The following is a 24,244-nucleotide window of genomic DNA, read 5'->3' as shown; positions in this document are numbered from 1 at the left end:
TCCACCGGTCAGCCCGCCGCGGCGGTGACGGCCTGCGACGCGCCGGCCAGCTTCTTCAGGAGGCGGCGAGCGCCGAGTCCGCCGGCGTCGATGTTGATCGACAACTCCTGGTAGCCGTCTTTCTCGGTGCCGAGCGCCTGCTGCAGGATGTTCAGCGCCACGACGTCCTGCATGACGACGGTGCGGTTGTTCTCGGCCAGGAACGTCGTGACGGCGTCGTCGCCGATCGCGAAGTCGCGGGCCACGGCCCAGAAGTCGAGGGTGGAGTTCTCCGTCGACGGGGTGATCGCGTAGACGATCTCGCTGTGGAACGCGTGCGGGTCGGAGCCGTCGTCGCCGGGCAGCGGTGCGCCGACCGGGGCGATGCGGCTGTGCAGCAGGTACAGGCACGGCGGCGTGTACTCGATGTCCTGCCAGCGGGTGATGCGACCCTCGATGCCCGTGGACTCGGAGTAGAACGGCGGGCACTCCGCGTCGTCCATGTGCCGCGATACGTAGATGACGTTCCGGTCCTCGTCGATCTCCGTGGTGATCGGGGTTTCCGCCACCTCGGGGGTGCCGATGTAGCCGCCGTGCAGGTACGTCTCGTGCGAGAGATCCATCAGGTTGTCGACGAGCAGGCCGTAGTTGCAGTCGATCGGCTCCATGCCGGACACGACGGTGTAGTCGGGGGAGTCCATCCACGGTGCGCGGGGGATGCGGGTGGGATCGCCCTGCTCGGGGTTGTCCGGGTCGGCGATCCACACCCACACGAACGAGTCCTGCTCGACCACCTGGTACGAGCGCAGCCGGGCCGTGCGGGGAACGCGGGCCTGGCCGGGGACGAACACGCAGCCGCCGTCGCTGCCGTAGGTGAAACCGTGGTAGCCGCAGACCACACTGTCGCCGTCGAGCCGGCTCGGCGCCTCGGACAGCGGGTAGCGGCGGTGCACGCAGCGGTCGCTCATCGCGACGGCCTCCCCGGCCTCGGTGCGCCAGAACAGGATCGGCTCCTCGCAGATGGTGCGCGAGAACAGTTCGCGTCCGACCTCGCGGCCGTAGGCTGCGACGTACCACTGGTTGCGGGCGATCGTGGACATGAGTGCCTCCGGAATATGCTGGGCTGCTGTGTGATTCGTGACGCCGGACTCGAAGAGGCGGCAGCGTCGTCCCCACCACTGTGCGGCACCGGAGGTGATCCACCACACTCGGTTTCCGAATGTCGGAAGGATTTCGTCAGGGCTTGCGAACGAGATACGCGAACATCGTCACCGACATGTGGAAGTCGCCGCTGCGGGCGGCGGTGGTCAGCTGGTCCAGCAGGTCGTCGCGCTGCGCGTCGGTGATCGCTCCCTCGGCGATCGCGGCGGCGGTCATCATCTGGACGAGGGGGCCGGTCACGTCCGCCGGATCCTGGATCAACGCCTCCGAGCCGACGTCCTCGACGACGAGTCCGGCGGCGGTGAGCTGACCCGGGAGCAGTCGCCCGGAGTGCGGGTTGGCGGTGTGCGCCAGCATCACGTCCATGATCTTCCGCAGGACCAGGGGATCGCCGGGGTGCATGATCGCCGTGCCCCAGTCGCTGTCGACGATCGCGCCGCGCCCACCGGGCCGCAGAACGCGGACCACTTCCGCCACCGCGCGGTCCGGTTCGCTCAGGTGCTGGAAGACCCGCTCGCTGCGCACGACGTCGAGGCGGTTGTCGGGGAACGGCAGCGAGTATGCGTCGCCGATCACGAATTGCGCGGTCGAGCCCTCCTCCTCGGTCCGCTCCCGGGCGAGGAGGGCCATGCCGGGATTGGGATCGAGCCCGATCGCCCGGCCCGCCGCGGTGACCGCGGCCGCGAGTGCTCGGGTCTCCGATCCGGTGCCCGAGCCGATGTCGAGCGCGCTCTCGCCCGGCTGCACGTGCAGGGCGGCGAACGACCACTCGCGCAGTCGCCGGATTCCCGGGCGCGCGGCCTGGACGTCGAGAACGGACGCGAGTTGGTCCAGGGCGGCGCGGTCGATCTCGTCCGCCCGGAACGACAGCGGTGCCGTCGGATCGGGCATGGGTCCACCGTAACGCCGCGGTGACCCCCGACACAGTGTCTCGGGAACTGTGGGCAAGGACATAAAAATTGCACACTCACGCAAATTTGCAGAGCTGCGCAAGTTCTGTACCGTCGGTGTAGTGATTTCGGAAATCGGACTGCGGGACCGCAAGAAGGCCGCCACCCGCGCAGCCCTCAGCGGCGCCGCCGCACGCCTGGCCCGGGCGCTGGGCATCGAATGCGTCACCGCTGACGCCATCGCGTCCGAGGCGGGAGTCTCTACCCGGACGTTCCACAACTACTTCTCCAGCAAGGAAGAGGCGGTCCTCGCGCACTTCGAGCAGTCCGTCCACGACTGGGTGGACCTGCTCCGCGCCCGCCCCGAGGACGAGCCGATCTGGGATTCCCTCGAGCACGTGGTGGTCCAGATCGTCACCGCTCCCGGGAAGCCGCTCGAAGAGACCGCCGTGATGATGGACCTCGTCGAGTCCAGCCCCGCGCTGCTCGCGAAGAAGCTCGAAGTGCATCTCCGGGTCACGCGCCTCATCGGCGAAGTGATCGCCGAACGCACCGGCACGAACATCGACACCGACCTCTACCCCAACCTGCTGCACATGGCGGTCGGATCGGCGTGCAAGGCGTCGATCGACCTGTGGCGCAGCGGCAAGACCGGCGCCAGCGGACCCGAAGAACTCGTCCGCGACGCCATGCGTCAACTCCGTCAGGGAATCCCGCAGCCGTAACCGGCTGCCCCGAACCACCCTTCTTTCCACCGACTCACAAGGAGCCTCCCGTGGCCACCTATCTCTATCGGATCGGCAGATTCGCCTATCGGCGAAAAGGCGCGGTCCTCAGCGTCTGGTTGGTGATCCTGGTGCTCATGGGCGTCGGGGCGGCCACGCTGTCCGGGCCCACGAAGGACTCGTTCTCCATCCCGGGCACCCCTGCGCAGCAGGCGCAGGACCTGATGGCCGAACGCTTCCCCGAGGCCGCGGGCAGCGATCCGATGAACGCCGTCAGCGCGCGCTACGTGTTCGCCGCACCCGAGGGGCAGACCCTCGAGAGCGAGCAGAGTCAGCAGGCGATGGACGCCGTGCTCGCCAAGGTGCGCGGCATCGAACAGGTCCAGGACGCCGCCAAGGTCGATCCCGCCAGTGCTTCGGGCGCCGACGCCGCGAAGGCGCTGGTCAACCCCGTCACGGCGAACGATCAGCTCGTCGAGATGGCGAAATCGACGGCGGCCGACAAGGGAATCAGCGAAGCGGACGCCGTCGCGAACGCGCAGGCGCTGTCGCCGCTGAACGCCGACAAGACCGTCGGCTACGTCGAGGTGCCGTTCAAGGGCGGCATGGGCGACGTCGACCAGGCCCTGCGCGACCAGATCTCGGCCGCTGCCGACGCCGGCCGCAACGCCGGACTGACCGTCGAGATCAGCGGGTCCGCCGCCAACGAAGCCGAGCCGCCCGGCGGCTCCACCGAACTCGTCGGCATCGGCGTGGCCGCGGTCGTGCTCGCGCTGACGTTCGGTTCTCTGGTGGCCGCGGGTCTGCCGTTGATCACCGCGATCATCGGCATCATGATCGGCAGCCTCGGCATCACCGTCGCCACCGGCTTCACCGACCTCAGCTCGATGACACCCACGCTGGCCATCATGATCGGCCTGGCCGTCGCCATCGACTACTCGCTGTTCATCGTGTCCCGGTTCCGGCACGAACTCACCCTCACGGACGACCGCTCGGAGGCGGCCGGACGGGCCGTCGGCACCGCCGGCTCCGCCGTGGTGTTCGCCGGTCTCACGGTGATCATCGCCCTGATCGCGCTGCGCGTCGTCGGGATCCCGTTCCTCTCCGACATGGGTGCGGCCGCCGCGTTCACGGTGTTCATCGCCGTCTCGATCGCCCTGACACTCCTGCCCGCGATCCTCGGGCTGTTCGGGAAGAAGGCGTTCGCAGGCAAGATCCCGTTCCTCAGCAGTCGCGACCTCGAGGACGACGAGGGCAAGCCGAGCCTCGCCCTGCGGTACATCAGCGCCGTCGTCCGCAGGCCCGCGATTCCGCTGATCGCCGGCGTCGTGGTGCTCGGGGCGCTCGCCATCCCCGCGACCGGCCTGAGCCTGGCCCTGCCCGGCGAGGGCACCGGCGACCCCGCCACCAGCTCCCGGCAGGCCTACGACCTCGTCAGCGAGGGCTTCGGCCCCGGCAAGAACGGTCCGCTGCTCGTCGTCGTCGACGCGAAGGACGTCACCACCGGCACACCGTCGGAGGCGTTCGGTGAGGTCGTGAAGACAATCAGCGCGCAGGACGACGTGTCCAACGCGCAGGTCGTCGGCGTCAACAAGGCCGGCGACACCGCGCAGATCCTGGTCACGCCGAGCAGCGCCCCCAGCGATCCGGCCACGATGGACCTGGTGAGCAACATCCGCGGGGCGGAGGTAGATCTGCAGAACTCGATCGGCGTCAACTACGGCGTCACCGGACAGACCGCGCTCGAAGGCGACGTGTCCGACACGCTGCAGGACGCGCTGATCCCGTACCTCGCGGTGGTCGTGGGCCTGGCCTTCCTCCTGCTGCTGCTCGTGTTCCGCTCGCTGCTGGTGCCGCTGACCGCCACGCTCGGCTTCCTCCTCAGCGTCGCGGCCACGTTCGGTGCCACCGTCGCGGTGTTCCAGCAAGGCTGGGGCGGCATCATCTCCAACCCGCAGCCGATCGTCAGCTTCATGCCGATCTTCCTGATCGGTGTCGTGTTCGGACTCGCGATGGACTACCAGGTGTTCCTGGTGACCCGGATGCGGGAGGAATATGTGCACGGCGCGACCTCGAAACAGGCCGTCACCGTCGGCTTCAACCACGGTGCCCGGGTGGTCAGCGCCGCCGCGGTCATCATGATCTCGGTGTTCGCGGCCTTCATCGCCGAGCCGAACTCGTTCATCAAGTCGATCGGCTTCGCCCTCGCGGCCGCCGTGTTCTTCGACGCCTTCATCGTGCGCATGGTGATCATCCCGTCGGTGATGGCACTGCTCGGCGACAAGGCCTGGTGGCTGCCGAAGTGGCTGGACAAGATCCTGCCCAACGTCGACATCGAAGGCGAGAAGCTGAAGAAGGTGCTGCACGACGCGGACGAATCGCTGCAGCCCGTCCGCTAGGCGCTCCGCGCCCGTGCGCCTTTTTGGTAGTTCCCGCTACCAGAAAGGCGCACAAGGCCGCAGGCCCGAAAATCCGCGGGCCTGCGGTCGTTTCTGTTGGTAACCTTCGGACATAATGATGACCCGCCAGGATCGCTGCTGCCCATGTTGAATGCCCTGCTCACCACGTACCTCCGCCCGTACAAGCGGGAGCTCACGGCGGTCGTCCTGTTCCAGCTGGTCGCGACCGCGGCCGCGCTCTACCTGCCCAGTCTGAACGCCGACCTCATCGACAACGGCGTCACCAAGGGCGACACGGCCTACATCCTGTCCACGGGTGTCATGATGCTGCTCGTCACCGTCGTGCAGATCATCTGCTCGATCGGTTCGGTGTTCTTCGGTGCCCGTGCCGCAATGGGTTTCGGGCGCGATGTGCGCCGCGCCGTCATGCATCAGGTCGGGAGTTTCTCGTCCCGGGAGTTCGGCCGTTTCGGCGCGCCGTCGCTGATCACCCGCAACACGAACGACGTGCAGCAGGTGCAGATGCTCGTCGTGATGAGCTGCACGATTCTTGTGATGGCCCCGATCATGTGCGTCGGCGGTGTCGTGATGTCGATCCGGGAGGACGCCGGACTGGCCTGGATCCTGGCGGTCACCGTGCCGGTGCTCGCGCTGTCCATGGGTTTCGTGATCTCGCGGATGGTGCCCGCGTTCCGGGAGATGCAGACCCGCATCGACGGGGTCAACCGGGTTCTCCGTGAGCAGATCACCGGCATCCGTGTGGTGCGGGCGTTCGTCCGCGAGCGCTCCGAGATGCAGCGGTTCGGCGACGCCAACGAGCAGCTCACCCAGACCGCCCTGCGCGTCGGCAGGCTGACGGCGGTGATGTTCCCCCTCGTGATGGTGATCGCGAACGTCACCAGCGTCGCCGTCATCTGGTTCGGCGGTCACGAGATCAACAGCGGCACCATGCAGGTCGGCTCGCTGACCGCGATGCTCAGCTACATCATGCAGATCCTGATGTCGGTGATGATGGCCTCGTTCATCGCGATGATGGCGCCCCGCGCCACCGTGTGCGCCGAACGCATCGGCGAGGTGCTCGGCACGGACTCCACCGTGGTGCCGCCGGTCGATCCGGTCACCGTGCTGCAGAACCCCGGGGTGGTGGAACTGCGCGACGCCCAGTTCAAGTTCCCCGGCGCCGACGAGCCCGTGTTGCGCGACATCAGTTTCCGCGCCGAACCCGGCAAGACCACCGCGATCATCGGCGGCACCGGCTCCGGTAAGACGACGCTGCTGTCGCTGATCCCGCGCCTCATCGACGCCACGTCGGGCGCGGTCACCGTGTCCGACACGGATGTGCGCCGCATCGACCTGGACGTCCTGCGGGCCGGCATCGGACTGGTCCCGCAGCGGCCGTACCTGTTCTCGGGCACCGTCGCCACCAATCTCCGGTACGGCAAACCCGACGCCACCGACGAGGAACTGTGGCGGGCGCTGGAGATCGCGCAGGCCGCCGATTTCGTGCGCGCCATGCCCGAGGGCCTCGACACCCCGGTCGCGCAGGGCGGCACGACCGTCTCCGGCGGTCAGCGGCAGCGGCTCGCCATCGCGCGGGCGCTGGTGCGTCGTCCGTCGATCTACCTGTTCGACGACTCGTTCTCCGCCCTCGACCTCACCACCGACGCCCGGCTGCGTGCCGCACTCAAACCCGAGACCTCGGACGCGTGCGTCATCGTCGTCGCCCAGCGGGTCTCGACGATCGTGGAGGCCGAGCAGATCGTGGTCCTCGAGGACGGCGCGGTGGTCGGAATCGGAACCCACGACGAACTGCTCGAGACGTGTCCGTGTTACGTCGAGATCGTCGAATCCCAACGATCGGTCCAGGAAGCACTATGAGCGATCGCGCAACCACCACCACCGCCGAAAGGCCCGTCGGCCCACGTATTCCGGGACCGGTCGCTCCGGGAGCCCCGGGGTCCAAGCCGCACGATCTGTGGCCGTCCACCAAGCGGCTGCTGCGTCGGCTGCGTCCCCACCGGATCGCCGTCGGCGTCGTTTTCCTCGTCGCCGCCGTCTCGGTGGTGCTCACGTCGATCGCGCCGCGCATGCTCGGCCAGGGCACGAACCTGATCTTCGACGGCATCATCGGCGCGCAGTTGCCCGCCGGAATGTCGAAGGATCAGGCCGTCGCCGCGCTGCGGGCCGACGGTCAGAACACGTTCGCCGACATGGTGTCCGGCATGGCCGTCGTCCCCGGGGTCGGTATCGACTTCACGGCACTCGGCCGGGTGCTGGCGATCGTGCTGGCCCTGTACCTGGGGTCGTCGGTGTTCATGTGGCTGTCGGGTTTCCTGCTGAACATCGTCGTGCAGGGCGTCGTGAAGAACCTGCGCGCCGAGGTCGAACGGAAAATCCACCGACTTCCGCTGCGGTACTTCGACTCCCACTCCCGCGGCGACCTGCTCAGCCGGGTCACCAACGACATCGACAACGTCTCGCAGTCGCTGCAGCAGACGATGAGCCAGCTGATCGTGTCGGCGATGACGGTGATCGGCATCCTCGTGATGATGATCGTCATCTCGCCGCTGCTCGCGCTGATCGCCGTGCTGACGGTGCCGCTGTCGATCCTGGTGACGGCGCAGATCGCGAAACGGTCCAAGACCCACTTCGTGTCGCAGTGGAAGTCGACCGGCGAACTCAACTCGCACGTGGAAGAGGCGTACACGGGCCACGAACTGGTCACCGTGTTCGGCCGCGGCCGTGAGGTGGAGGCACGGTTCGAGGAGCAGAACGAGGCGCTCTACCAGGCCAGCTACCGGGCCCAGTTCATCTCGGGCCTGATCATGCCCGCGATCATGTTCCTCGGAAACCTCAACTTCGTGGCCATCGCCGTCCTCGGTGGCATGCGGGTGGCGTCCGGCACCATGAGCCTCGGCGACGTGCAGGCCTTCATCCAGTACTCGCGCCAGTTCACCCAGCCCCTCACCCAGATCGGGGCCATGGTCAACCTCATGCAGTCGGGTGTGGCGTCCGCCGAGCGGGTGTTCGCCATCCTCGACGAGGACGAGGAAAACCCGGACCCGGCCGACGCACCCAACCCGGCCGAGGTCTCGGGCCGGGTGGAGTTCTCGGACGTCTCGTTCGGCTACACGCCGGAGAAGCCGCTGATCGAGAACCTGTCGCTGGTCGCCGAACCCGGCCAGATGGTGGCCATCGTCGGACCCACCGGCGCAGGCAAGACCACCCTCGTCAACCTGATCCTGCGGTTCTACGAACTCGACGGCGGCAGAATTCTCCTCGACGGCGTCGACATCGCCGAGATGTCGCGCGACGACCTGCGGTCCCGCATCGGCATGGTCCTGCAGGACGCGTGGCTGTTCGGCGGCACCATCCGCGACAATATCGCGTACGGACGTCCCGGCGCCACCGAGGAAGAGATCCAGGCGGCCGCCCGGATCAGCTATGTCGACCGGTTCGTCCACTCGCTGCCCGACGGCTACGACACCGTCATCGACGAAGAGGGCAGCAACATCAGCGCCGGTGAGAAGCAGCTGATCACCATCGCCCGGGCCTTTATCTCGCAACCGTCGATCCTGATCCTGGACGAGGCAACCAGTTCCGTCGACACCCGCACCGAACTGCTCGTCCAGCACGCGACGGCAGTCCTGCGCAGCGATCGCACGAGTTTCGTGATCGCCCACCGGCTGTCGACCATCCGCGACGCCGACCTCATCGTCGTCATGGAGGACGGTCGCATCGTCGAGCAGGGCAGTCACGAAGACCTGCTCCTCACCCGCGGCGCGTACTACCGTCTCTACAACAGCCAGTTCGTCAGTGCGTAAACGCCCGTGAGTACTTATTAACCACGGGCGGTTAACAAGTACTCACAGGCACGCAGCGCTTCCGCCGGCCTCGAAGGTGGCGGTGTCGCAGTAGGCGGAGCGCGGATAGTACGGACCCATCGTGGTGGCGGGGTCGGTGTGATTGCTCTGCGACGCCTGCACCGACTGCGGGTAGAAGGCGTCGGACGGCAGCATGTACCGCAGGAACAGCACCTTCTTCGCGACGTCGGTGGAGCCCCAGGGGATGACGGTGACGGTCGGGTCGGCTGCGGCGCGGGCGGGGACGTCCTGAGGTGCGGCGACGACGTACGTGTAGTTGCCGTCGCCGTCGGTGCGGGTCTGGAAGTCGGCGGCGCACGCGACGACCGGGTAGGGCGTCAGCTGGTCGTTCTGGCACATCGACCAGTACCGCACCTGGCGGCCGGGTGCCGTGACGGGTTGTCCCGCACGGGTGTCGGGGAACGTGGGCGCCCGGCCCTGCACGACGACGATGCGTCCGGGCTGATAGGTCAGCCCCGCTCCGACGTATTTGTTGTCGCCGTTGGGGAACAGGCCCGACGTGCTCGCCGGGTTCACGAACGTCGCCTCGGGCACGTTGCCGGGGAACGCGCCGGACGCGGCGCCGGCGATGATCTGATCGAAGCCGGCCTCCGCGACCTGTCCGAGCGGGCCGTTGTCGTAGGCGGACGGGTCGAATTCGGATCCGCACGTCGGCACCGGCGACGTCCGGCCCGCGGACGTCAGCGTCACGTCGGGCAATGGGACTCCGCCCGACGGTGATGCCGGATCGTCGGGCACGTACACCCGGATGATGAGGAAGCCGACGGGTACCGACTGCGCGCCGGCCCCGGCGGGCAGGGCCTGGATCTGGTTGCGCGCGTGATCGGCCGGACCGGTCACGACCGTCGCGTGCCAGCGCTTCTGCGTTGCAGGCAGCGAACCTGCTGAGGCGTCGGTGAAAGGGTTGCCGCTGCCCGGGTCGGGCCCGATCTGGTTGTCGCGCAAAGTGTCGACCGTGTCGAAGTTGGTTCCGTACGTGTTGAGCGAGAAATAGCGGGCGGCCGGGTAGGTGCCGCTCAGTTCGATGGTGTCGCCGGACGCCAACGCGTAGGGCAGAACCCAGTACGTCGCGTTGGCGTCGGGGAACGCGACATTCAGCACCGTCGAGTTGGACATGAACTGCCACGCGCACTGCGCCGTCGGCGGCGGGGCCGCGGAGGCGACGGAGACCCCACCCGACCACATCAGCAGAACCAGCACGGCGGCAACAATTTTCCCGGCCATATCCGTCAGAACACCTCCCCGAACGCGGTCAGCTTGTCGATGCCCTCGCGGTCGATCTGGCCGGGGGTGTACCGGTTGATCACCTGGATGTAGGTGAGGTACCGGGCCATCGCGTCCGCGCTCTGCTGAGCGAACGCCGGGGGCAGCGGCGCGGCGAGCTGAGTCGGCAGATACTGGGTCATCAACTGGGCGGCCATCGCGGGGCCGCGCGGGTCGTGATCGAAGGTGTTGTCGAGTTCCGCCCGACCGCGGTCGGTGGCGTAGTCGTAGAACTCGTACTGGAACGACGCCGGGTCGACGTAGGCGGTGGGCCCCAACCACTTCGAGTACACCGCGACCTTCGCCTCGGGGGTGCGCAGCACGTAGATGTGGGTGGGGGAGTTGTTCCAGTTGATCCCCTGCGGTGCGTGCTCGTTGGTGGCGAGGAGGACGTGGTCGCGTCCTGCCGCGGCGTTGCTCCGCAGCAGCGGCAGGAGGTCGACGCGCTCGGCGTACGTCGCGAACAGGTCCCCGGACATCCAGTTCCGGTCGCCGTGGCCGAGCGTCGCGAGCAGCGGCACGACGTCGACGCTCGACGTGAGCTGGCCGCGCGGGGTGTCGGTGTCGCCGGTGAACCGCCCGGTCGGGTCGGCGACGATCAGCGGGATGTGGAACGCCTCGTCGTAGGCGGTGGACAGCTTGCCCGCGACGAAGCCGTGCGCCCCGGCGTATTCGCCGTGATCGGACGTCATGACGAAGACGGTGTTCGCCGCGACGTCTTCCGGCAGCGAATCGATCACGGTGCCGATGTGGTGATCGACCATCGACAGCACGTTGGTGTAACTGTCCAGTGCCCGTTCCCAGTACGTGTACGGCGCGAACGCGATGTGCCGGTCGGGATCGGTGCCCTGGCCGTATGGCTGGAGGTAGTAGTTCGACAGGTTCTGGACGTCGTCGGTGACGCCGCCCCACACCAGGGCCTGGAACTCCCGCGCGAACACCTGGGTGCTCGGTTTCGACTGCAGCGCCTTCTCGGGTTCCCAGTTGGGCGGCACGGACGGGTAGCCCAGCCGCGGCGGGTCGCTCTCACCGGTGGTCACCGACCACGTCCGGGCGGGGCTGAGCGGGGGAACGTTGTTCGCGTACAGCGACTGGTAGCGTTCCGCTTCCGTTCCGGCCCAGAAGAACTGCTGGTCGTGGGGGTTGACGAAGCTCGCCGTCAGGCAGAACGGGCCGTCGGAGGGTTTGCGCGTCGACAACCACGCCGCGGCCTGGTCGGCGATGTGCCCGTCGAATTCGAAGCCCTCACCGTTCAATCCGATGATGTCGGGCATCGTCAGTCCGTCGAACCCGTACTCCTCGAGGTAGCCGGGGGCGAGCCCCGAATCCTCGTCCGGCGACGGCGACAGATGCCACTTCCCGACGTACGGCGTGACGTATCCCGCCTGCCGCAGCAGTTTGCCGTACGTCGGGAACTCCCGTCCCATCGCCGGGGACGGGACCGGCGACGCCCGATTACCGGTCCGGGTCTGCAGCATCCAGTTCTGCAGCGGGTAGAGCCCGGTGACGAAACACGCGCGGCCGGGGCTGCACGCCACCCCGGCCGTGTAGTGCTGCGTGAACTTCACCCCGGGCGCCCACAACTTGTAGAGGTTGGGCATGAACCGCTGCAGGAACTGATCGGGAGTGGTGATACCGGCCGGAAAGACCTGGGGAAACCGCATCTCGTCGACGACGATGAACACGATGTTGGGCTGCACGTAGTTGTTCGGCTGGCGGCGCAGCGGTTGCTCCGACGCGTCCGCCCGACGGTCGAAGAGACCCGACATCACGGTCACCCCGCCCGCGACCGCGGCACCCGAGAGAAACGTTCGCCTGTCGATCCGATGGCCGGTCTTCTCGTCGCTCATGGCGGTTCCTCCGGTCGAGGGGATGGGATCGTCACACTCTCTGTACCCACTTTCGAACGAAGTAGTGATGTGTCGCCGGAAATGTCGCGCGTGATTGGATACACCCGTGAATGCCGTAGTCCCGACCCCGCCCGATCCGTTCTTCACCGTCGGCACCCGACTCGACGGACAGCTCGGCCGAACCGGAACCATTCACACCCCGCACGGCGACATCGCGACGCCGTCGTTCGTGGCCGTCGGCACCAAGGCCACCGTCAAGGCGGTGCTGCCGGAGAGCATGAAGGACCTGGGCGCGCAGTCGCTGCTCGCCAACGCGTACCACCTGTACCTGCAGCCGGGACCGGACATCGTCGACGAGGCCGGCGGGCTCGGCAAGTTCATGAACTGGGACGGCCCGACGTTCACCGACAGCGGCGGATTCCAGGTGATGTCGCTGGGTGTCGGATTCAAGAAGGTCCTCGCGATGGAAGCGGTCGGGGTGCGCTCCGACGATGTCATCGCGAAGGGCAAGGAACGCCTCGCGACCGTCGACGACGACGGCGTCACGTTCAAATCGCACCTGGACGGGTCGCGGCACCGGTTCACCCCCGAGGTGTCGATGCAGATCCAGCATCAGCTGGGCGCCGACATCATGTTCGCGTTCGACGAGCTCACGACGCTGCTGAACACCCGCGGTTACCAGGAGCAGTCGGTGGAGCGGACGCAGGCGTGGGCGGTGCGCTGCATCGCCGAGCACGAGAAGCTCACCGCCGAGCGGTCCCACCGCCCGTACCAGGCGCTGTTCGGGGTCGTCCAGGGCGCGCAGTACGAGGACCTGCGGCGGCAGGCGTGCCGGGGGCTGGAGTCGATCACCGGGGAGAGCGGACGCGGCTTCGACGGGTACGGCATCGGCGGGGCGCTCGAGAAGCAGAATCTGGGCACCATCGTCCGCTGGTGCAACGAGGAGCTGCCCGAGCACAAGCCGCGGCACATGCTCGGCATCAGCGAGCCGGACGACGTCTTCGTGGCCATCGAGAACGGCGCCGACACGTTCGACTGTGTGAACCCGTCGCGGGTCGCGCGCAACGCCGCGATCTACCACCCGGACGGCCGGTTCAACATCAACACCAGCCGCTTCCGGCGTGATTTCACCCCGATCGACGAGAACTGCGACTGCTACACGTGCGCGAACTACACCAGCGCCTACATCCACCACCTGTTCAAAGCGAAGGAAATGCTGGCGTCCACGTTGTGCACGATTCACAACGAACGCTTCACGGTGCGGTTGGTCGATCAGATCCGCGCCAGCATCGAGGGCGGCTACTTCGCCGAGTTCAAGGCCGAGACGCTGGGCCGCTTCTACCGCACGTGAGTGGGAAAGCGTCCCCGGGGACGCTTTCCCACTCACGTGCGGGTCAGAGCTGGTAGGTGGGTTCGCGCTTCTTCACGTACGCGATGACGCGGTACGTGATCGGCATGACCAGCACCTCCACCAGGGTCTTCCACAGGAATCCGACGATCACGTAGTTGACGAAATCGCTCCACGTGCTGATGCCGATCGCGCCGGCGGCGATGGAGCAGAAGATCAGGGTGTCGGCGAACTCACCGACGATGGTGGAGCCGATGAGCCGCGCCCACAGGTGCTTCTCCTTGGTCCGCTCCTTGATCAGGACCAGCGTCATCGAGTTCAGCATCTGCCCGACGAAGTACCCGGCCAGCCCGGCGAGCAGCAGTCGCGGGTAGACGCCGACGACGGACCGCAGCGCCTCCTGGTTCTCGTAGAAGTCGGCGGACGGCAGTTCGATGAGGAGCCAGAAGCAGAACGCGGCGAGGATCAGCGCACCGAAGCCCAGGTAGATCGCGCGTCGCGTCGCTTTGAACCCGTACAGCTCGCTGAGCACGTCGCCGAGGATGTAGGCCAGCGGGAACAGGAAGAAGCCGCCATCGGTGATGACCGGCAGGATCTGCAGCGGGCCGATGGTGAGCGACGAGTCGGCGAAGAATGCGACGCCTTTCGTCGCGCAGATATTCGAGATCAGCAGCGTCGCCGTGAAGAGGGCAACGAACGTGGGGTAGTACCCCCGGCTGACGTGCGCGAACGTCGCGTGGTCTGGCTTGGTCTGCTGATCTGAGGCTGTCACGCCGCAATCCAAGCACTTGCACGGGGAGAGGCGCGAATCAGGAACGGGTGAACGTACCTTTTGTCCGATCTGAGGCGTTGAAAGGTACGTTCACCCGCGCGATGGCCGTGCCGGGCTAACCCTGGACGACGCGCGTGCCGCCTGCCAGTTCGTCGTGCTTGCCCTGCTTGGTGGGGCTGCCGTTGATCGTCACGGCGATGACGATCGCCGTGACGAACCCGACCAGTCCGAACAGGAACCCGAGGAACGGGAACCCGCCGAGCGCGGCGAGGACGTAGAAGCCGTTCCTGGTCAGCGACTGCTGCTGGGTGGGCAGTCCGCCGTCCGGGCCCTCGACGCGCAGACCCAGAACCTGCTTGCCGACGGTCTGGCCCCGCGTCGTCTCGAAGAACACGAAGTAGCCCACGGCGGCGGCGGCGGTGAGGATCGCGCCCAGAGCACTGCCCAGGAAGGTGCCCAGCACCAGCGAGATGACGATGGTGACCACGGCCGTCGGAATGCCGACGATCAGGCCGTCGATCACCCGCGCGCCCAGGCGGGGAAGGAGTTCGCCCGGCCGGGACGGGGTGAATCCGAAGTCGGGCTGCGCGAACGGCTGGGTGCCGGCTTGCTGCGCCGAATCGAACTGCGGTGGTGCGCCGAACTGTTGCTGCCCGTACTGCTGCCCCGCCCCGTTGTAGTGCGGTTGCCCGTACTGCTGCCCGCCGAACGGTTGCTGTCCCTGGTTGGGATCGAATCCGCCAGTAGTCATGTGTTCCCCCTCGAATCGTCTCGGATGACGCCTGAGCACCTTACGCAAGGGGTGGGAGTGACTCGAGTGACGGGAGTAGCAAAACGGGTGAGCGCGCTTCCTGCCCGAGGGGCGGGAGCGCGCTCACCCGTGGGGAGCGAACGGTCAGGCCGCGACGTAACGGCCGGTGAGCACGCGGTACGCGTAGGTCGACGCGATGATCGTGATCGGGATCGAGACGAGAAGTCCGACGCCGCAGAGGATTGCACCGACGATGTTGATGCCGACGAGGGCCAGGGCCAGCAGCAGTACCGGTCCGACGTTCTGCGAGATCGTGCGGAAACTCGACTTGATGCCGGTGATCGCATCCTCGTTCTGATCGATGACGAACTGCAGCGTCCACCAGGTCAGGAAGATAACGATCAGACCCGGGATGACGAGCAGGAAGAAACCGATGATGGAGGCGACACCGATGATGACGCTGGCGATGATGATCGCCCCGACGTTGGTGAACTGGAAGAACGACCCGAACGCCGGCTTGTTGCCGTCCACCTCGTGCAGCGCGCCCCGCACGAGCGCCGCGTTGATCAGGTATCCGACGATGGTGGTGACGATCGAACCGATGATGCGCCACACCGAGAACGCCGAACTCATGTCGGACGACGTGCTGAAGCCGCCGAAGATGAGGTTCAGCACCACCTGGATGACGGCGGCGATCAGCAGGATGCCGATCCAGATGAGCGCGTTGTCCTTGAACTTGTTCCAGCCGTAGCCGATCGCGTCACCCACCGAGAACTGTCCCGGCGTCTGCCCCGGGGCGCCGTAATCCGACATCGGCGGGGGCGGCGGATATCCGCCGAGCGGTCCCTGCGGAGGGGGCGGGTAATTTCCCTGCGGCGGCGGGTAATTACCGCCGGGCGGGGGTCCTTGCGGCGGCGGTGGGTAATTACCGGGGGGCGGCGGGTAGTTTCCACCGGGCGGAGGGGGATAGTTTCCGCCGGGAGGCGGTGGCGGATATCCGCCGGGCGGCGGTCCCTGCGGCGGCGGTGGGTAATTCCCCGGGGGCGGCGGATATCCGCCGGGCGGCGGTGGAGGATTGCCCCGCGGAGGGTATCCGCCCTGGTCACCACCTTCGGGTTTGTCGTTAGGGTCGTATCCACCAGTCGTCATGTGATCCCCTCAGCAAGAGTTGAGTGCTCGCGCGTGACAGTGCGAATAAACACTACGTGGACAATCCTTTACCCGCCTCCCTTTGGTCTGCTTCTTCTCCTGCGGTTTTGATGCTTTACGCTGGTTATCGTGACTAATTCTGGGGGATCGGACGATTCGAATCCGTACAACGGGCAGACACCACCCACTTACGGCGAGGTTCCGCCCTTGCCGCGCGACGGCTACGGGGTCGACGAATCCGGTTATCCCACGTATTCGGCGCCCACCGAGAAGTACCCCGACTATCAGCAGCCGGGCGCGTACGGGACGTCTCCGAATCCGTATGCCGCGCCGAATCAATACGGCGGCGACCAGTACGGGGTCCCCAGCCAGCAGCAGTACGGGACGCCCAACCCGTACGCCGCCCCGAATCAGTACGGCACCCCGAATCAGTACGGCGCCCCCAATCAGTACGGGGCGGCGGGCCAATACGGTGGCCCCGCCCCGCAGTACGGCGCCCCGAACCCATACGGCGCGCCCTACCCGCAGTCGCGCGGGACGAACGGTCTCGCGATCGCGTCGCTGATCACGTCGATCGTCGGAGGTTGCTTCTACGGTGTCGGCTCCATTGTCGGCATCATCCTCGGCATCGTGGCGCTGGGCCAGATCAAGCAGTCCGGTCAGGAAGGCCGTGGGCTCGCGATCGCCGGGATCGCCATCGGCGGCGCCTACGTCGTCGGGTGGATCCTGTTCTTCGTGATCATGCTGATCGCGGCGGCGTCGGGGGCCTGACCACCCACGGTTCGCGGTGCAGGCGGGCCGGGTCGAATCGGGCGAGGAGGGTCCCGAGATCCACGGCCTCGCCCGGTTCCGCGAGCCCGAGCGACGCCGCCAGCACCCCGAGGACGTCGCTCGGTGTGCGTCCCAACGCTTTCTGGTCGGTGAGGGTGATGGCGCCGTCACGTTTCGCGAGCCGTTTGCCGTCCTCGTTGAGGGCGAGCGCGACGTGTGCGTACGCGGGGGCGGTGAGCCCGAGCAGTCCCGCGAGGTACGCCTGGCGGGGCGCGGACGAGAGCAGGTCGTCGCCGCGCACCACCTGATCGATCCCCTGGGCGGCGTCGTCGACGACCACCGCGAGGTTGTACGCGGGTGTTCCGTCGCCGCGGCGCAGCACGAGGTCGTCCACCATTCCGGAGTAGCTTCCGTGCAGGACGTCGTCGATGGTGAACGACGTGACGTCGGCGCGCAGACGCAGGGCCGGTGGTCGCCCGCCGGCGAGCCGGTCGGCACGCTCGTCCGGTGTCAGGTTGCGGCAGGTCCCCGGGTAGGCGCCCTGGGGTGCGTGCGGGGCCGACGCCGCCTTCAGGATTTCTCTTCTCGTGCAGAAGCACTCGTACGTGAGGCCGGCGGCGTGGAGTTCGGCGATGGCGGCGTCGTACCGCGGCAGTCGGTGCGACTGCGACACGACGTCGCCGTCCCAGTCGAGACCGAGTTCCGCGAGGTCGGCCAGTTGCCGGTCCCGGGCGCCGTCGCGGACGCGGTCCAGGTCTTCGACGCGCAGGAGAAATCGCCGGCCGGTGGACCGGGCGAACAGCCATGCCAGCACGGCCGTCCGCAGGTTGCCGAGGTGCAGGTCGCCGGAGGGGCTGGGCGCGAACCGTCCCGCGCCCTCCGCGTGACGGGGCAGCGGTTCACTCTGACGAGACGGATGTGACATCGGCCGAGGGGTCAGCTGGCCAGTTCGATCGACGACGACGGCACGACGTCGGCGCCCAGCAGAGTCATGCCGATCTGGACGTTCAGGGCGTGCTCGAGGTACTCGGCCGGGTACAGGTCCGGACTGCCGATCGCCTCGAGGGCGAGACCGTCGACGGTGGCGAGGAGAAGCGCCGCACGGGTTTCCGCTTCCGGGGTGCCGATCCCGATGAGCACCGCGGACAGTCCGGTGCGGATGGTGAACAGGGTCGTGCGCCGGATCTCGGCGAGCGACGGGGAGGTGGCCGCCCGGACGGCGAATGCCGCCCTGACGTGCGCTTCCCGCGACCGTGACTCGTCGAGGGGGAGCAACTGCGACATCGCGGCGAACAGGTCCTCGGCGGGGTCGCCGCCGCGGTCGATCTCCGCCAGGCGGGTGAGCAGTGTGTCGACGAGGGTGCGCAGCGCGAACGCGAACATCTCGTCCTTCGTGGAGAAGTGGTGCTGCACGGCGCCGATGGACACACCCGCCCTCTTGGCGACCTCGCGCACGCTGGCGCCCTCGAGGCCCGACTCGGCCGCGACGTCGAACAGGGCCGCAGCCAGGTGTTCGGGGCTGGTGGACGAGTACCGGCGTTCGCGCATGCCTCGAACATTACTTACGTATTGAATCAATACATGCGTCAGGTGCCCGTGTCGCCGCAAGTGGCGGGTGTGACTCCGGTTATCGGCGAACGTACGTCAGGAAAATCATCCCGCTCTCGAATGCGCGGGTCGAGGTCAGCCGGAACCGCTGGGGGTCGAATTCGCCGTCGAACAGCGGAATGCCGGTGCCGATCGCCACGGGTTGAGCTTGATCCGGAGTTCGTCGACCTCGGGTTGCACCGCGGCGGCCAGCTTCCCGCCGCCGCACAGCCAGATGTCCTTGCCGTCCTCCTTCTTGAGTTCGCGCACCTTCTCGATCGGATCGCCCGAGACGATCTGAACGTCCGGGTCGGGCGACTCGGTGATCGTCGTCGAGAACACGTACTGTCGCAGATGCGCGTACGGGCTGGTCACGCCGAGGTCGAGGCCGGGCTGGTAGCTGGCGCGGCCCATGAGCAGTGTGTCGAAATGCCGGTTGGGGGCATCGATTCCCATCGCTGCCCGCACATGGGTGGGGACCGTTTCGGGGTACTCGGCGATCATCGCGGGCATGTGATCACCCTCGAGCTCGAAGACGGTGCCGCTGGGGTCCGAACCGTCGGCCCCGGCGATGAATCCGTCGATGGTGGTGGCGACGTAGTAGACGAGTTTTCGCATGTGAGTCCTCCCGCAGTCGGTAATTACTCCAGTTGTAGTACTATGACTGCAGTGGTTGCAAGTCCTTTTTCGAGGAGTGTCGATGGCGCAGAATCCGGAACGACGTGCGGCACTCGTGAACGCAGCGATCGAAGTGCTTGCGCGAGAGGGTGCGCGCGGCCTCACCTTCCGTGCCGTCGACGTCGAGGCGAACGTGCCCAAGGGGACGGCCTCCAACTACTTCGCCAGCCGCGACGACCTGTTCGACCAGGTCGGCAAGCGGATTCACGAGCGGATGGGCCCCGACCCCGCGGTCATAGAGGAAAGCGGTCGTAAGCCGCAGAATCTCGACCTCGTGATCGAGTACATGCAGGGACTGTTCGGCCGGATCACCGGCGACCGGACGGGCTACCTCGCGTTGCAGGAGTTGCGGCTCGAAGCGGTCCGTCGACCCGAGTTACGCACCACGTTGACGCGCACCATCTCCGGCAACCTGGAGCGCGACATCGGGTTTCACCTCGGCTCGGGACTGCCCGGCGACCGCAGCACCGTGCTGATGCTCTACCTCGCGATGAATGCGCTCATCGTCGAGCACCTGACGCTGCCCGGGGTGCTCGAGGGCGTCGACACCGAGCGGCTCATCGCCGATCTGGTGACGCGCGCCGTCGCTACGCCGGTCGCCTGAGCGCGTAGTCGTCCACGTACTCCTGGCCCGACAGCGTCATGAGGGGGTGCATCAGTTCGTCCGTCGCGGCCCGGACGACGTGCCGGTTGTCGCGCAGCTGATCGACTCCATCTCAGGGCGCGGGGATGACGGCGCGCGGCAGGTCGGCCCGCAACTCCACGTCGGTGACGAAGTCGCCGTCACCGGCCGCGTAGCGGCGCTGCGGATCGAAGTCCTCCACCCGGAAGCTGTCCAGGGTCGGGGAGTGCGTCGTGACCGCGAGGGCTCCACCGTCGACGTCGAACTGCAGCAGTCGCTGGAAGCCGGTCTCGCGGAGACCGTTCACCGTGAAGTACTGGTAGTCGGCCAGCAACTCCACGACCTTCCGGTCGGTGTCGCCCACCTTCCGGTCGGTGACCGTCGTCTGCCCGTCGACGTGCCCCGCGAGGACCAGGAACACCGTGTCGAACGGGACGACGAGCCGATTCCAGATCTGCTGTCCGGCACTGGTACCGATGTCGCCGAACCCGCTCATCCGCAGCGAGCCGTCCTCGTCCAGGTAATAGTGGCTGCCGATCACCACGTTGCGGTCCGGGTGGGCGGCCAGCACGTCCTCGGCCCACTGCAGGACGTGCTCGGGCGGGTTGTAGCCGATGTAGAGCATCAGGAATTTCGCGCCGGCGATGTCGAGCAGGTCGTAGTGCGCCGAATTGTCCGTGTCCGTGACGGATTCACCCCAGTACGGCCGGTCGCGGAACCGCCACGGACCGAAGAACTCGTTGTAGAGGGCGTGGTTCTTCTCGTGCTCGCCGGGAATGAGCCGTCCGCCCACGTTCCACAGGTTGTCGTGGTTGCCGGGCAGGACCCCGTACGGGACTCCGGCGTCCTCGAGCGTCGCCATCGCGCGGTCCGCCACCTCGAACTCGGGGCGCGCGCGGGACTCGGGCGCCCCCGGACGTATCCAGCTCTGGACGAGGTCGCCGGTGTGCATCGAATACGCGATCTTGCGTTCGGCGGCGTTCTCCGCGGTCCAGCGGGTCATGTCGAAATACACCTCGGGCCGGTCCCGGGACACGTACTGGGTGTCGGTGATGTGCTGCAACGCGAAGTCGTACGTGTCCGGGTCGGCGAACTGCTGGTCGGCGGTCGCGTTGGCCTCGCGGAAACTCCGGTCCTGTCGCGGGCTGTCGATGACGAGGATCTGCGCGGCGTCCTCGCCCTCGATCCGGGTGGTCAGCGTGACCGGGCCGCCAGGCTCGGACGGCTGCGCTGTCGCGACCGGCTCACCCCAACTCTGCGTTTCCTCGTCCCACACGTGCATCGCGAGGTCGTCGAGATTCACCGAACGTCCGTGCCACGTCACGTCCGAGCCCGCGGTGTCCGGACCGAACCGGACCTCGTACCGCATGTACGGGTATTCGCCGAAGTCGTGACCGGTGGCCGACATCCCGTCCGACTCCGCACCCGGAACCCGCTGCGACGGGGTGGCCTCGCCGGAGGTCCCGGCGAACATCAGCGCCGACGTGAGCGGCGCCGACGTGACCAGGCCGCGGGCGGGCAGTCCGGACGCACCCCGGGGTTCGGGATCGGCCACCGCGACCACGTCACCGCCGAGCAGCGCCGCGGCCAGTGACACCGCCGTCAGCGCGGCGATCCTGCCCGGCACGCTCATGACTCGAGGTTACAAGCGCGGCCGGGCAGGGGTGAGGTGGATGGACCGTCAGGCCTTGCGGCCGAGGAAGGCCAGGACCCGGGTCTGCTCGTCGGAGTCCGCGGGGACGTCCACGGCCGGGCCGCACACTCCGGCCGTGCGGATGTTGTCGCCCAGCTGCTCCGCGACGCCACCCACCCAGGTCAGGTCGTCGGCAGGGATGGTATCGTCGAGGCCGGTGGCCCGCGCGAGGTCCCAGCCGTGCACCACCAGGTCGAAGCAGTAGAAGCTGTCGACGGTCTTGCCGAGTTCGGTGCGGCCGAAATGCCCGTCGTACTCGCGGCCCGCCTTGGCCGGATCGTCCAGGATCTCCTGCATGCCGTCGCGCGTTGCCGCCCACGCGGCAACCGGGTCTTCGTCGACGGACGGCGGCTCCGGCAGTTCCAGATCGACGACGGTGACGATGTAGCGCTGTGTGTCGATCACGTGCCGCACGACGTCGCGGGCCGTCCAGCCGTCACACGGAGACGCGTCGTCCCAGCGTGCGGCGGGCACGGATTCGACGCGCTTCGTGAACTTCGCGGCGAGGTCGCGGTAGTGGGCTGCGGGGGTTTCGGTTGTCGAGGTCATGCTGCCGATTCTTCCCCCGTCCGGGGCCCGACGGCTTGAACATTTCCGACATCGACGACGGATTCGTTTCCGTGCCAGTCGGGGGCCTCGCTGGCGAGGAGCTCGGACGGGGTGAGCGAGGAGATCCGCCGGCATTCCCGCGACAGGTGCGCCTGGTCGCTGTAGCCGGCGGTGGCGGCGAGTGCGGCGAGACCCGTCCGGGTCCCCGACTGCGCGAGCGCCATGAACCGTTGCAGCCGCAGGATTCCGCGGAGCGTCGCGGGACCGTATCCGAACGCGTCGTTGCATCGCCGCTGCAGTTGCCGCTCCGTGACGGAGGCGGCGTCGGCGAGCGCGCCCACATTCCACGACTGCCGGGCCAGGGCCCGCCGCACGGTGCCGATCAGCGGGTCGGCCTCCGGCCCGCGGCTCCGCCACGCGCGCACGGCGTTCTCGAACAGGGCGATTCGTTCCGCGTGGCCGGACGCGTTGTCGAGCCGGTCGGTCAGTGTCCGTTCCCACGTGGACCCGAGTACGTCGCCGAGGCCGACCCGGATGTTGCGGACCTCGGCCGCCGACGTCCGCAGCAGATGCGAGCCGGCGCCGGGACGGAAACGGACACCGACGGATTCGGTGCCCGGCGGCAGCGTGAACGACCAGGCCGTGGTCTCGGGACCGCACACCCGGATCCCCACACCCCGGATCCACAGGATGTCCATGCACGCGTCCGGCACCAGCAGATGCTCGCCCTGCGTGCGCGCGGACCACCCGCACACGAGCGTGCCGGCGAGGTCGGGTGCCGGCGAGGTCGGCGTGTACCAGCCCATGCACAGGAGCCTAATGACGGATACCGACACGTGCGGGCCCGTCACATCGCCCGAAGTACCCGCACCGGCACGCAACTCGAGGTGAACTGTATGTACGGGTCCGCAGAGGTTCCCCAGGAGGCCCGCCACTTCGCCGTCACAGAGAACGAGGACTCCATGAGACGAACATGGGCGCTGGCAGCGATCGTCGCCGTCAGCCTGACCTTCTCGAGTTGCGCCTACGACCGCACGGATTCCGGTGACACGGGCGGCAACGCCCCGGTGTCCCCGACGCCGACGTCCCCACCGGCCTTGCCCGGAACACCCGTCCTGAAGATGGGACCGACGACGCTCGGCGAGGTGATGGTCGACGAAGGCGGGATGACGGTCTACGTGTACGACAAGGACGAGGTCGGCTCCGGTGCCAGTTCGTGCCGCGACACGTGCCTGCAGTCGTGGCCGCCGGTCACCTCCGTCACCGAGAACCCGACGGTGCAGGGGCTGCAGGAAGTCGTCATCGACACCATCCCCGCGGCGGACGGCACCCATCAGCTCACCGTGAACGGGCGACCCGTGTACCGGTACAAGGATGACAACGAACCCGGTGACGCATACGGGCAGGCGGTCGGCAGCGTGTGGTGGACCCTCGACTCCGCAGGAAATCCGGTCACGACAACTGCGGGCGGCGAGTAGCGCGGTCGATCCGCAGATGGACGGTGACGGTCAGCGCCGCCGACAGTCCGGCGGCGAACCACAGGGCGTCCAGCCCGATCCAGTGATGCGCGAGAGCGCCCGTCACCGCTCCAGCCACCAGGCCCGCCCACAGCGCGAAATGTCGTAGCCACGCCCACCGCGGCCCGCCGAGCAGCGCCGCGGCAAGCCGGTGGCCCATCTTCACGAGGGCGCCCGTCATGTAGGTGAGGCCGATCGTGACCTCGCCGTCCTTCTGGAAGAAGGAGTTCTCCGCGCCCATGGCGAGCAGCATCGCGCCGACGGCCACGGTGCTCGCCCCGACGGTCGCGGCGACGGCGCCTGCGATCAGAAGGCCGGACACGACGGCGAGCACCGTCGTCCGGACGGGCAGCCGCCTGCGATCGGACAGGTGCACGACCACGGCGCCCAGGGCGCAGCCGAGGACGAACGTGCCGATCACCGCGGCGGCCGTCAGCGCATGCGCCCACGACCCGTCCGCGAACCCGACACTGAACCGGGTGAGATTGCCGCTCATGAACGCGACGAAGAACCCGCCGAGCGTGATGAATCCGAGCGCGTCGACGTAGCCGGCCAGCGCGGACAGCACCACCGCCAGCACGAGCATCTGCCTGCTGTCGTCGATCGGCACATCACACATCAAACACTGCGGCGAACGACAGCGGCCCCCGATCCGG

Annotated in this window: 21 protein-coding genes and 1 pseudogene; 8 read left to right on the top strand and 14 right to left on the bottom strand. The window is 67.6% G+C overall.

The features are described 5' to 3' along the window. Nucleotides 1–8 precede the first annotated feature (8 nt). A complete protein-coding gene (locus tag BLV94_RS24690; RefSeq protein ID WP_072938477.1) occupies nt 9–1,079 on the bottom strand; it encodes an aromatic ring-hydroxylating oxygenase subunit alpha in 1,071 nt (356 codons plus the stop codon). 136 nt (nt 1,080–1,215) lie between these two features. Beyond that, complete coding sequence (locus BLV94_RS24685; RefSeq protein ID WP_072938318.1) at nt 1,216–2,031, bottom strand: class I SAM-dependent methyltransferase; 816 nt, start codon at nt 2,029–2,031, stop codon at nt 1,216–1,218. Nucleotides 2,032–2,152: 121 nt separating this feature from the next. On the opposite strand from BLV94_RS24685, the gene BLV94_RS24680 reads away from it, so the two are divergent. The 4 genes from BLV94_RS24680 to BLV94_RS24665 all read left to right on the top strand — a co-directional run bounded on the left by BLV94_RS24680 (nt 2,153) and on the right by BLV94_RS24665 (nt 8,978). Continuing rightward, the gene (locus BLV94_RS24680; RefSeq protein ID WP_072938316.1) at nt 2,153–2,755 is read left to right on the top strand and encodes a TetR/AcrR family transcriptional regulator; all 603 of its coding nucleotides are present in this window, start codon (nt 2,153–2,155) and stop codon (nt 2,753–2,755) included. A 50-nt stretch (nt 2,756–2,805) separates the two neighbouring features. Beyond that, complete coding sequence (locus BLV94_RS24675) at nt 2,806–5,154, top strand: MMPL family transporter (RefSeq protein WP_072938313.1); 2,349 nt, start codon at nt 2,806–2,808, stop codon at nt 5,152–5,154. A gap of 144 nt (nt 5,155–5,298) precedes the next feature. Further along, nucleotides 5,299–7,032: an ABC transporter ATP-binding protein gene (locus BLV94_RS24670; protein WP_072938310.1), complete on the top strand. Its 1,734-nt coding sequence runs from the start codon at nt 5,299–5,301 to the stop codon at nt 7,030–7,032. Continuing rightward, nucleotides 7,029–8,978 (top strand): ABC transporter ATP-binding protein, encoded by a 1,950-nt coding sequence (locus tag BLV94_RS24665; RefSeq protein ID WP_072938308.1) that lies wholly within the window; start codon nt 7,029–7,031, stop codon nt 8,976–8,978. Before BLV94_RS24670 ends, BLV94_RS24665 begins: the two co-directional genes overlap by 4 nt. 42 nt (nt 8,979–9,020) lie before the next feature. On the opposite strand, the gene BLV94_RS24660 is transcribed toward BLV94_RS24665, so the two are convergent. Further along, entirely contained in the window at nt 9,021–10,262 is a 1,242-nt protein-coding gene (locus tag BLV94_RS24660; protein WP_072938306.1) for a hypothetical protein, read from the bottom strand. A gap of 5 nt (nt 10,263–10,267) precedes the next feature. Then, nucleotides 10,268–12,151 carry a sulfatase-like hydrolase/transferase gene (locus BLV94_RS24655; protein ID WP_072938304.1) on the bottom strand — a complete coding sequence of 628 codons (1,884 nt, stop codon included), beginning with the start codon at nt 12,149–12,151 and terminating at the stop codon, nt 10,268–10,270. A 106-nt stretch (nt 12,152–12,257) separates the two neighbouring features. On the opposite strand from BLV94_RS24655, the gene tgt reads away from it, so the two are divergent. Continuing rightward, nucleotides 12,258–13,502 carry a tRNA guanosine(34) transglycosylase Tgt gene (tgt, locus tag BLV94_RS24650; protein ID WP_072938301.1) on the top strand — a complete coding sequence of 415 codons (1,245 nt, stop codon included), beginning with the start codon at nt 12,258–12,260 and terminating at the stop codon, nt 13,500–13,502. 43 nt (nt 13,503–13,545) lie between these two features. Here the strand turns inward: tgt and BLV94_RS24645 are convergent, their stop codons facing one another. The 3 genes from BLV94_RS24645 to BLV94_RS24635 all read right to left on the bottom strand — a co-directional run bounded on the left by BLV94_RS24645 (nt 13,546) and on the right by BLV94_RS24635 (nt 16,171). After that, nucleotides 13,546–14,271 carry a queuosine precursor transporter gene (locus BLV94_RS24645; protein WP_072938298.1) on the bottom strand — a complete coding sequence of 242 codons (726 nt, stop codon included), beginning with the start codon at nt 14,269–14,271 and terminating at the stop codon, nt 13,546–13,548. Nucleotides 14,272–14,386: 115 nt separating this feature from the next. Further along, nucleotides 14,387–15,022 (bottom strand): RDD family protein, encoded by a 636-nt coding sequence (locus BLV94_RS24640; protein ID WP_072938295.1) that lies wholly within the window; start codon nt 15,020–15,022, stop codon nt 14,387–14,389. A gap of 144 nt (nt 15,023–15,166) precedes the next feature. Then, a complete protein-coding gene (locus BLV94_RS24635; RefSeq protein WP_244163656.1) occupies nt 15,167–16,171 on the bottom strand; it encodes a DUF2189 domain-containing protein in 1,005 nt (334 codons plus the stop codon). A 207-nt stretch (nt 16,172–16,378) separates the two neighbouring features. Between BLV94_RS24635 and BLV94_RS24630 the strand changes: the two genes are divergently transcribed. Continuing rightward, the gene (locus BLV94_RS24630) at nt 16,379–16,942 is read left to right on the top strand and encodes a DUF4190 domain-containing protein (protein ID WP_072938289.1); all 564 of its coding nucleotides are present in this window, start codon (nt 16,379–16,381) and stop codon (nt 16,940–16,942) included. Here BLV94_RS24630 and gluQRS read toward each other — a convergent pair. The 3 genes and pseudogenes from gluQRS to BLV94_RS24615 form a co-directional block, all read right to left on the bottom strand. Beyond that, nucleotides 16,911–17,867, bottom strand: coding sequence for a tRNA glutamyl-Q(34) synthetase GluQRS (gluQRS, locus tag BLV94_RS24625; protein WP_072938286.1), 957 nt, complete (start codon nt 17,865–17,867; stop codon nt 16,911–16,913). The genes BLV94_RS24630 and gluQRS overlap by 32 nt on opposite strands. 11 nt (nt 17,868–17,878) lie before the next feature. Then, on the bottom strand, nt 17,879–18,490 hold the full coding sequence (locus BLV94_RS24620; protein ID WP_072938283.1) for a TetR/AcrR family transcriptional regulator: 612 nt from the start codon (nt 18,488–18,490) through the stop codon (nt 17,879–17,881). Between the two features lie 79 nt (nt 18,491–18,569). Then, nucleotides 18,570–19,147: pseudogene (locus BLV94_RS24615) on the bottom strand (dihydrofolate reductase family protein). Nucleotides 19,148–19,229: 82 nt separating this feature from the next. On the opposite strand from BLV94_RS24615, the gene BLV94_RS24610 reads away from it, so the two are divergent. Further along, the gene (locus tag BLV94_RS24610) at nt 19,230–19,811 is read left to right on the top strand and encodes a TetR/AcrR family transcriptional regulator (RefSeq protein WP_072938280.1); all 582 of its coding nucleotides are present in this window, start codon (nt 19,230–19,232) and stop codon (nt 19,809–19,811) included. A 112-nt stretch (nt 19,812–19,923) separates the two neighbouring features. Here the strand turns inward: BLV94_RS24610 and BLV94_RS24605 are convergent, their stop codons facing one another. Genes BLV94_RS24605 through BLV94_RS24595 form a run of 3 tightly spaced genes read right to left on the bottom strand, consistent with a single transcriptional unit; the run spans nt 19,924 to nt 22,877 of the window. Beyond that, the gene (locus BLV94_RS24605; RefSeq protein ID WP_072938277.1) at nt 19,924–21,462 is read right to left on the bottom strand and encodes a metallophosphoesterase; all 1,539 of its coding nucleotides are present in this window, start codon (nt 21,460–21,462) and stop codon (nt 19,924–19,926) included. A gap of 48 nt (nt 21,463–21,510) precedes the next feature. Continuing rightward, nucleotides 21,511–22,071 carry a TIGR03086 family metal-binding protein gene (locus tag BLV94_RS24600; RefSeq protein WP_072938275.1) on the bottom strand — a complete coding sequence of 187 codons (561 nt, stop codon included), beginning with the start codon at nt 22,069–22,071 and terminating at the stop codon, nt 21,511–21,513. Then, nucleotides 22,068–22,877 (bottom strand): helix-turn-helix domain-containing protein, encoded by an 810-nt coding sequence (locus BLV94_RS24595; RefSeq protein ID WP_072938474.1) that lies wholly within the window; start codon nt 22,875–22,877, stop codon nt 22,068–22,070. The genes BLV94_RS24600 and BLV94_RS24595 overlap by 4 nt, the downstream gene beginning before the upstream one ends. A gap of 90 nt (nt 22,878–22,967) precedes the next feature. Here BLV94_RS24595 and BLV94_RS24590 point away from each other — a divergent pair, with 90 nt between their 5' ends. After that, entirely contained in the window at nt 22,968–23,549 is a 582-nt protein-coding gene (locus BLV94_RS24590) for a COG4315 family predicted lipoprotein (RefSeq protein ID WP_244163655.1), read from the top strand. On the opposite strand, the gene BLV94_RS24585 is transcribed toward BLV94_RS24590, so the two are convergent. Then, the gene (locus tag BLV94_RS24585) at nt 23,524–24,207 is read right to left on the bottom strand and encodes a YoaK family protein (RefSeq protein ID WP_072938272.1); all 684 of its coding nucleotides are present in this window, start codon (nt 24,205–24,207) and stop codon (nt 23,524–23,526) included. The two genes, BLV94_RS24590 and BLV94_RS24585, sit on opposite strands and share 26 nt — an antisense overlap. Nucleotides 24,208–24,244 lie beyond the last annotated feature (37 nt).

It is taken from the genome of Rhodococcus koreensis, assembly GCF_900105905.1.
GTDB lineage: Bacteria > Actinomycetota > Actinomycetes > Mycobacteriales > Mycobacteriaceae > Rhodococcus_F > Rhodococcus_F koreensis.
The sequence above is the reverse complement of the archived record's forward strand: the minus strand, read 5'-3'. Positions and strand labels throughout refer to the sequence as shown.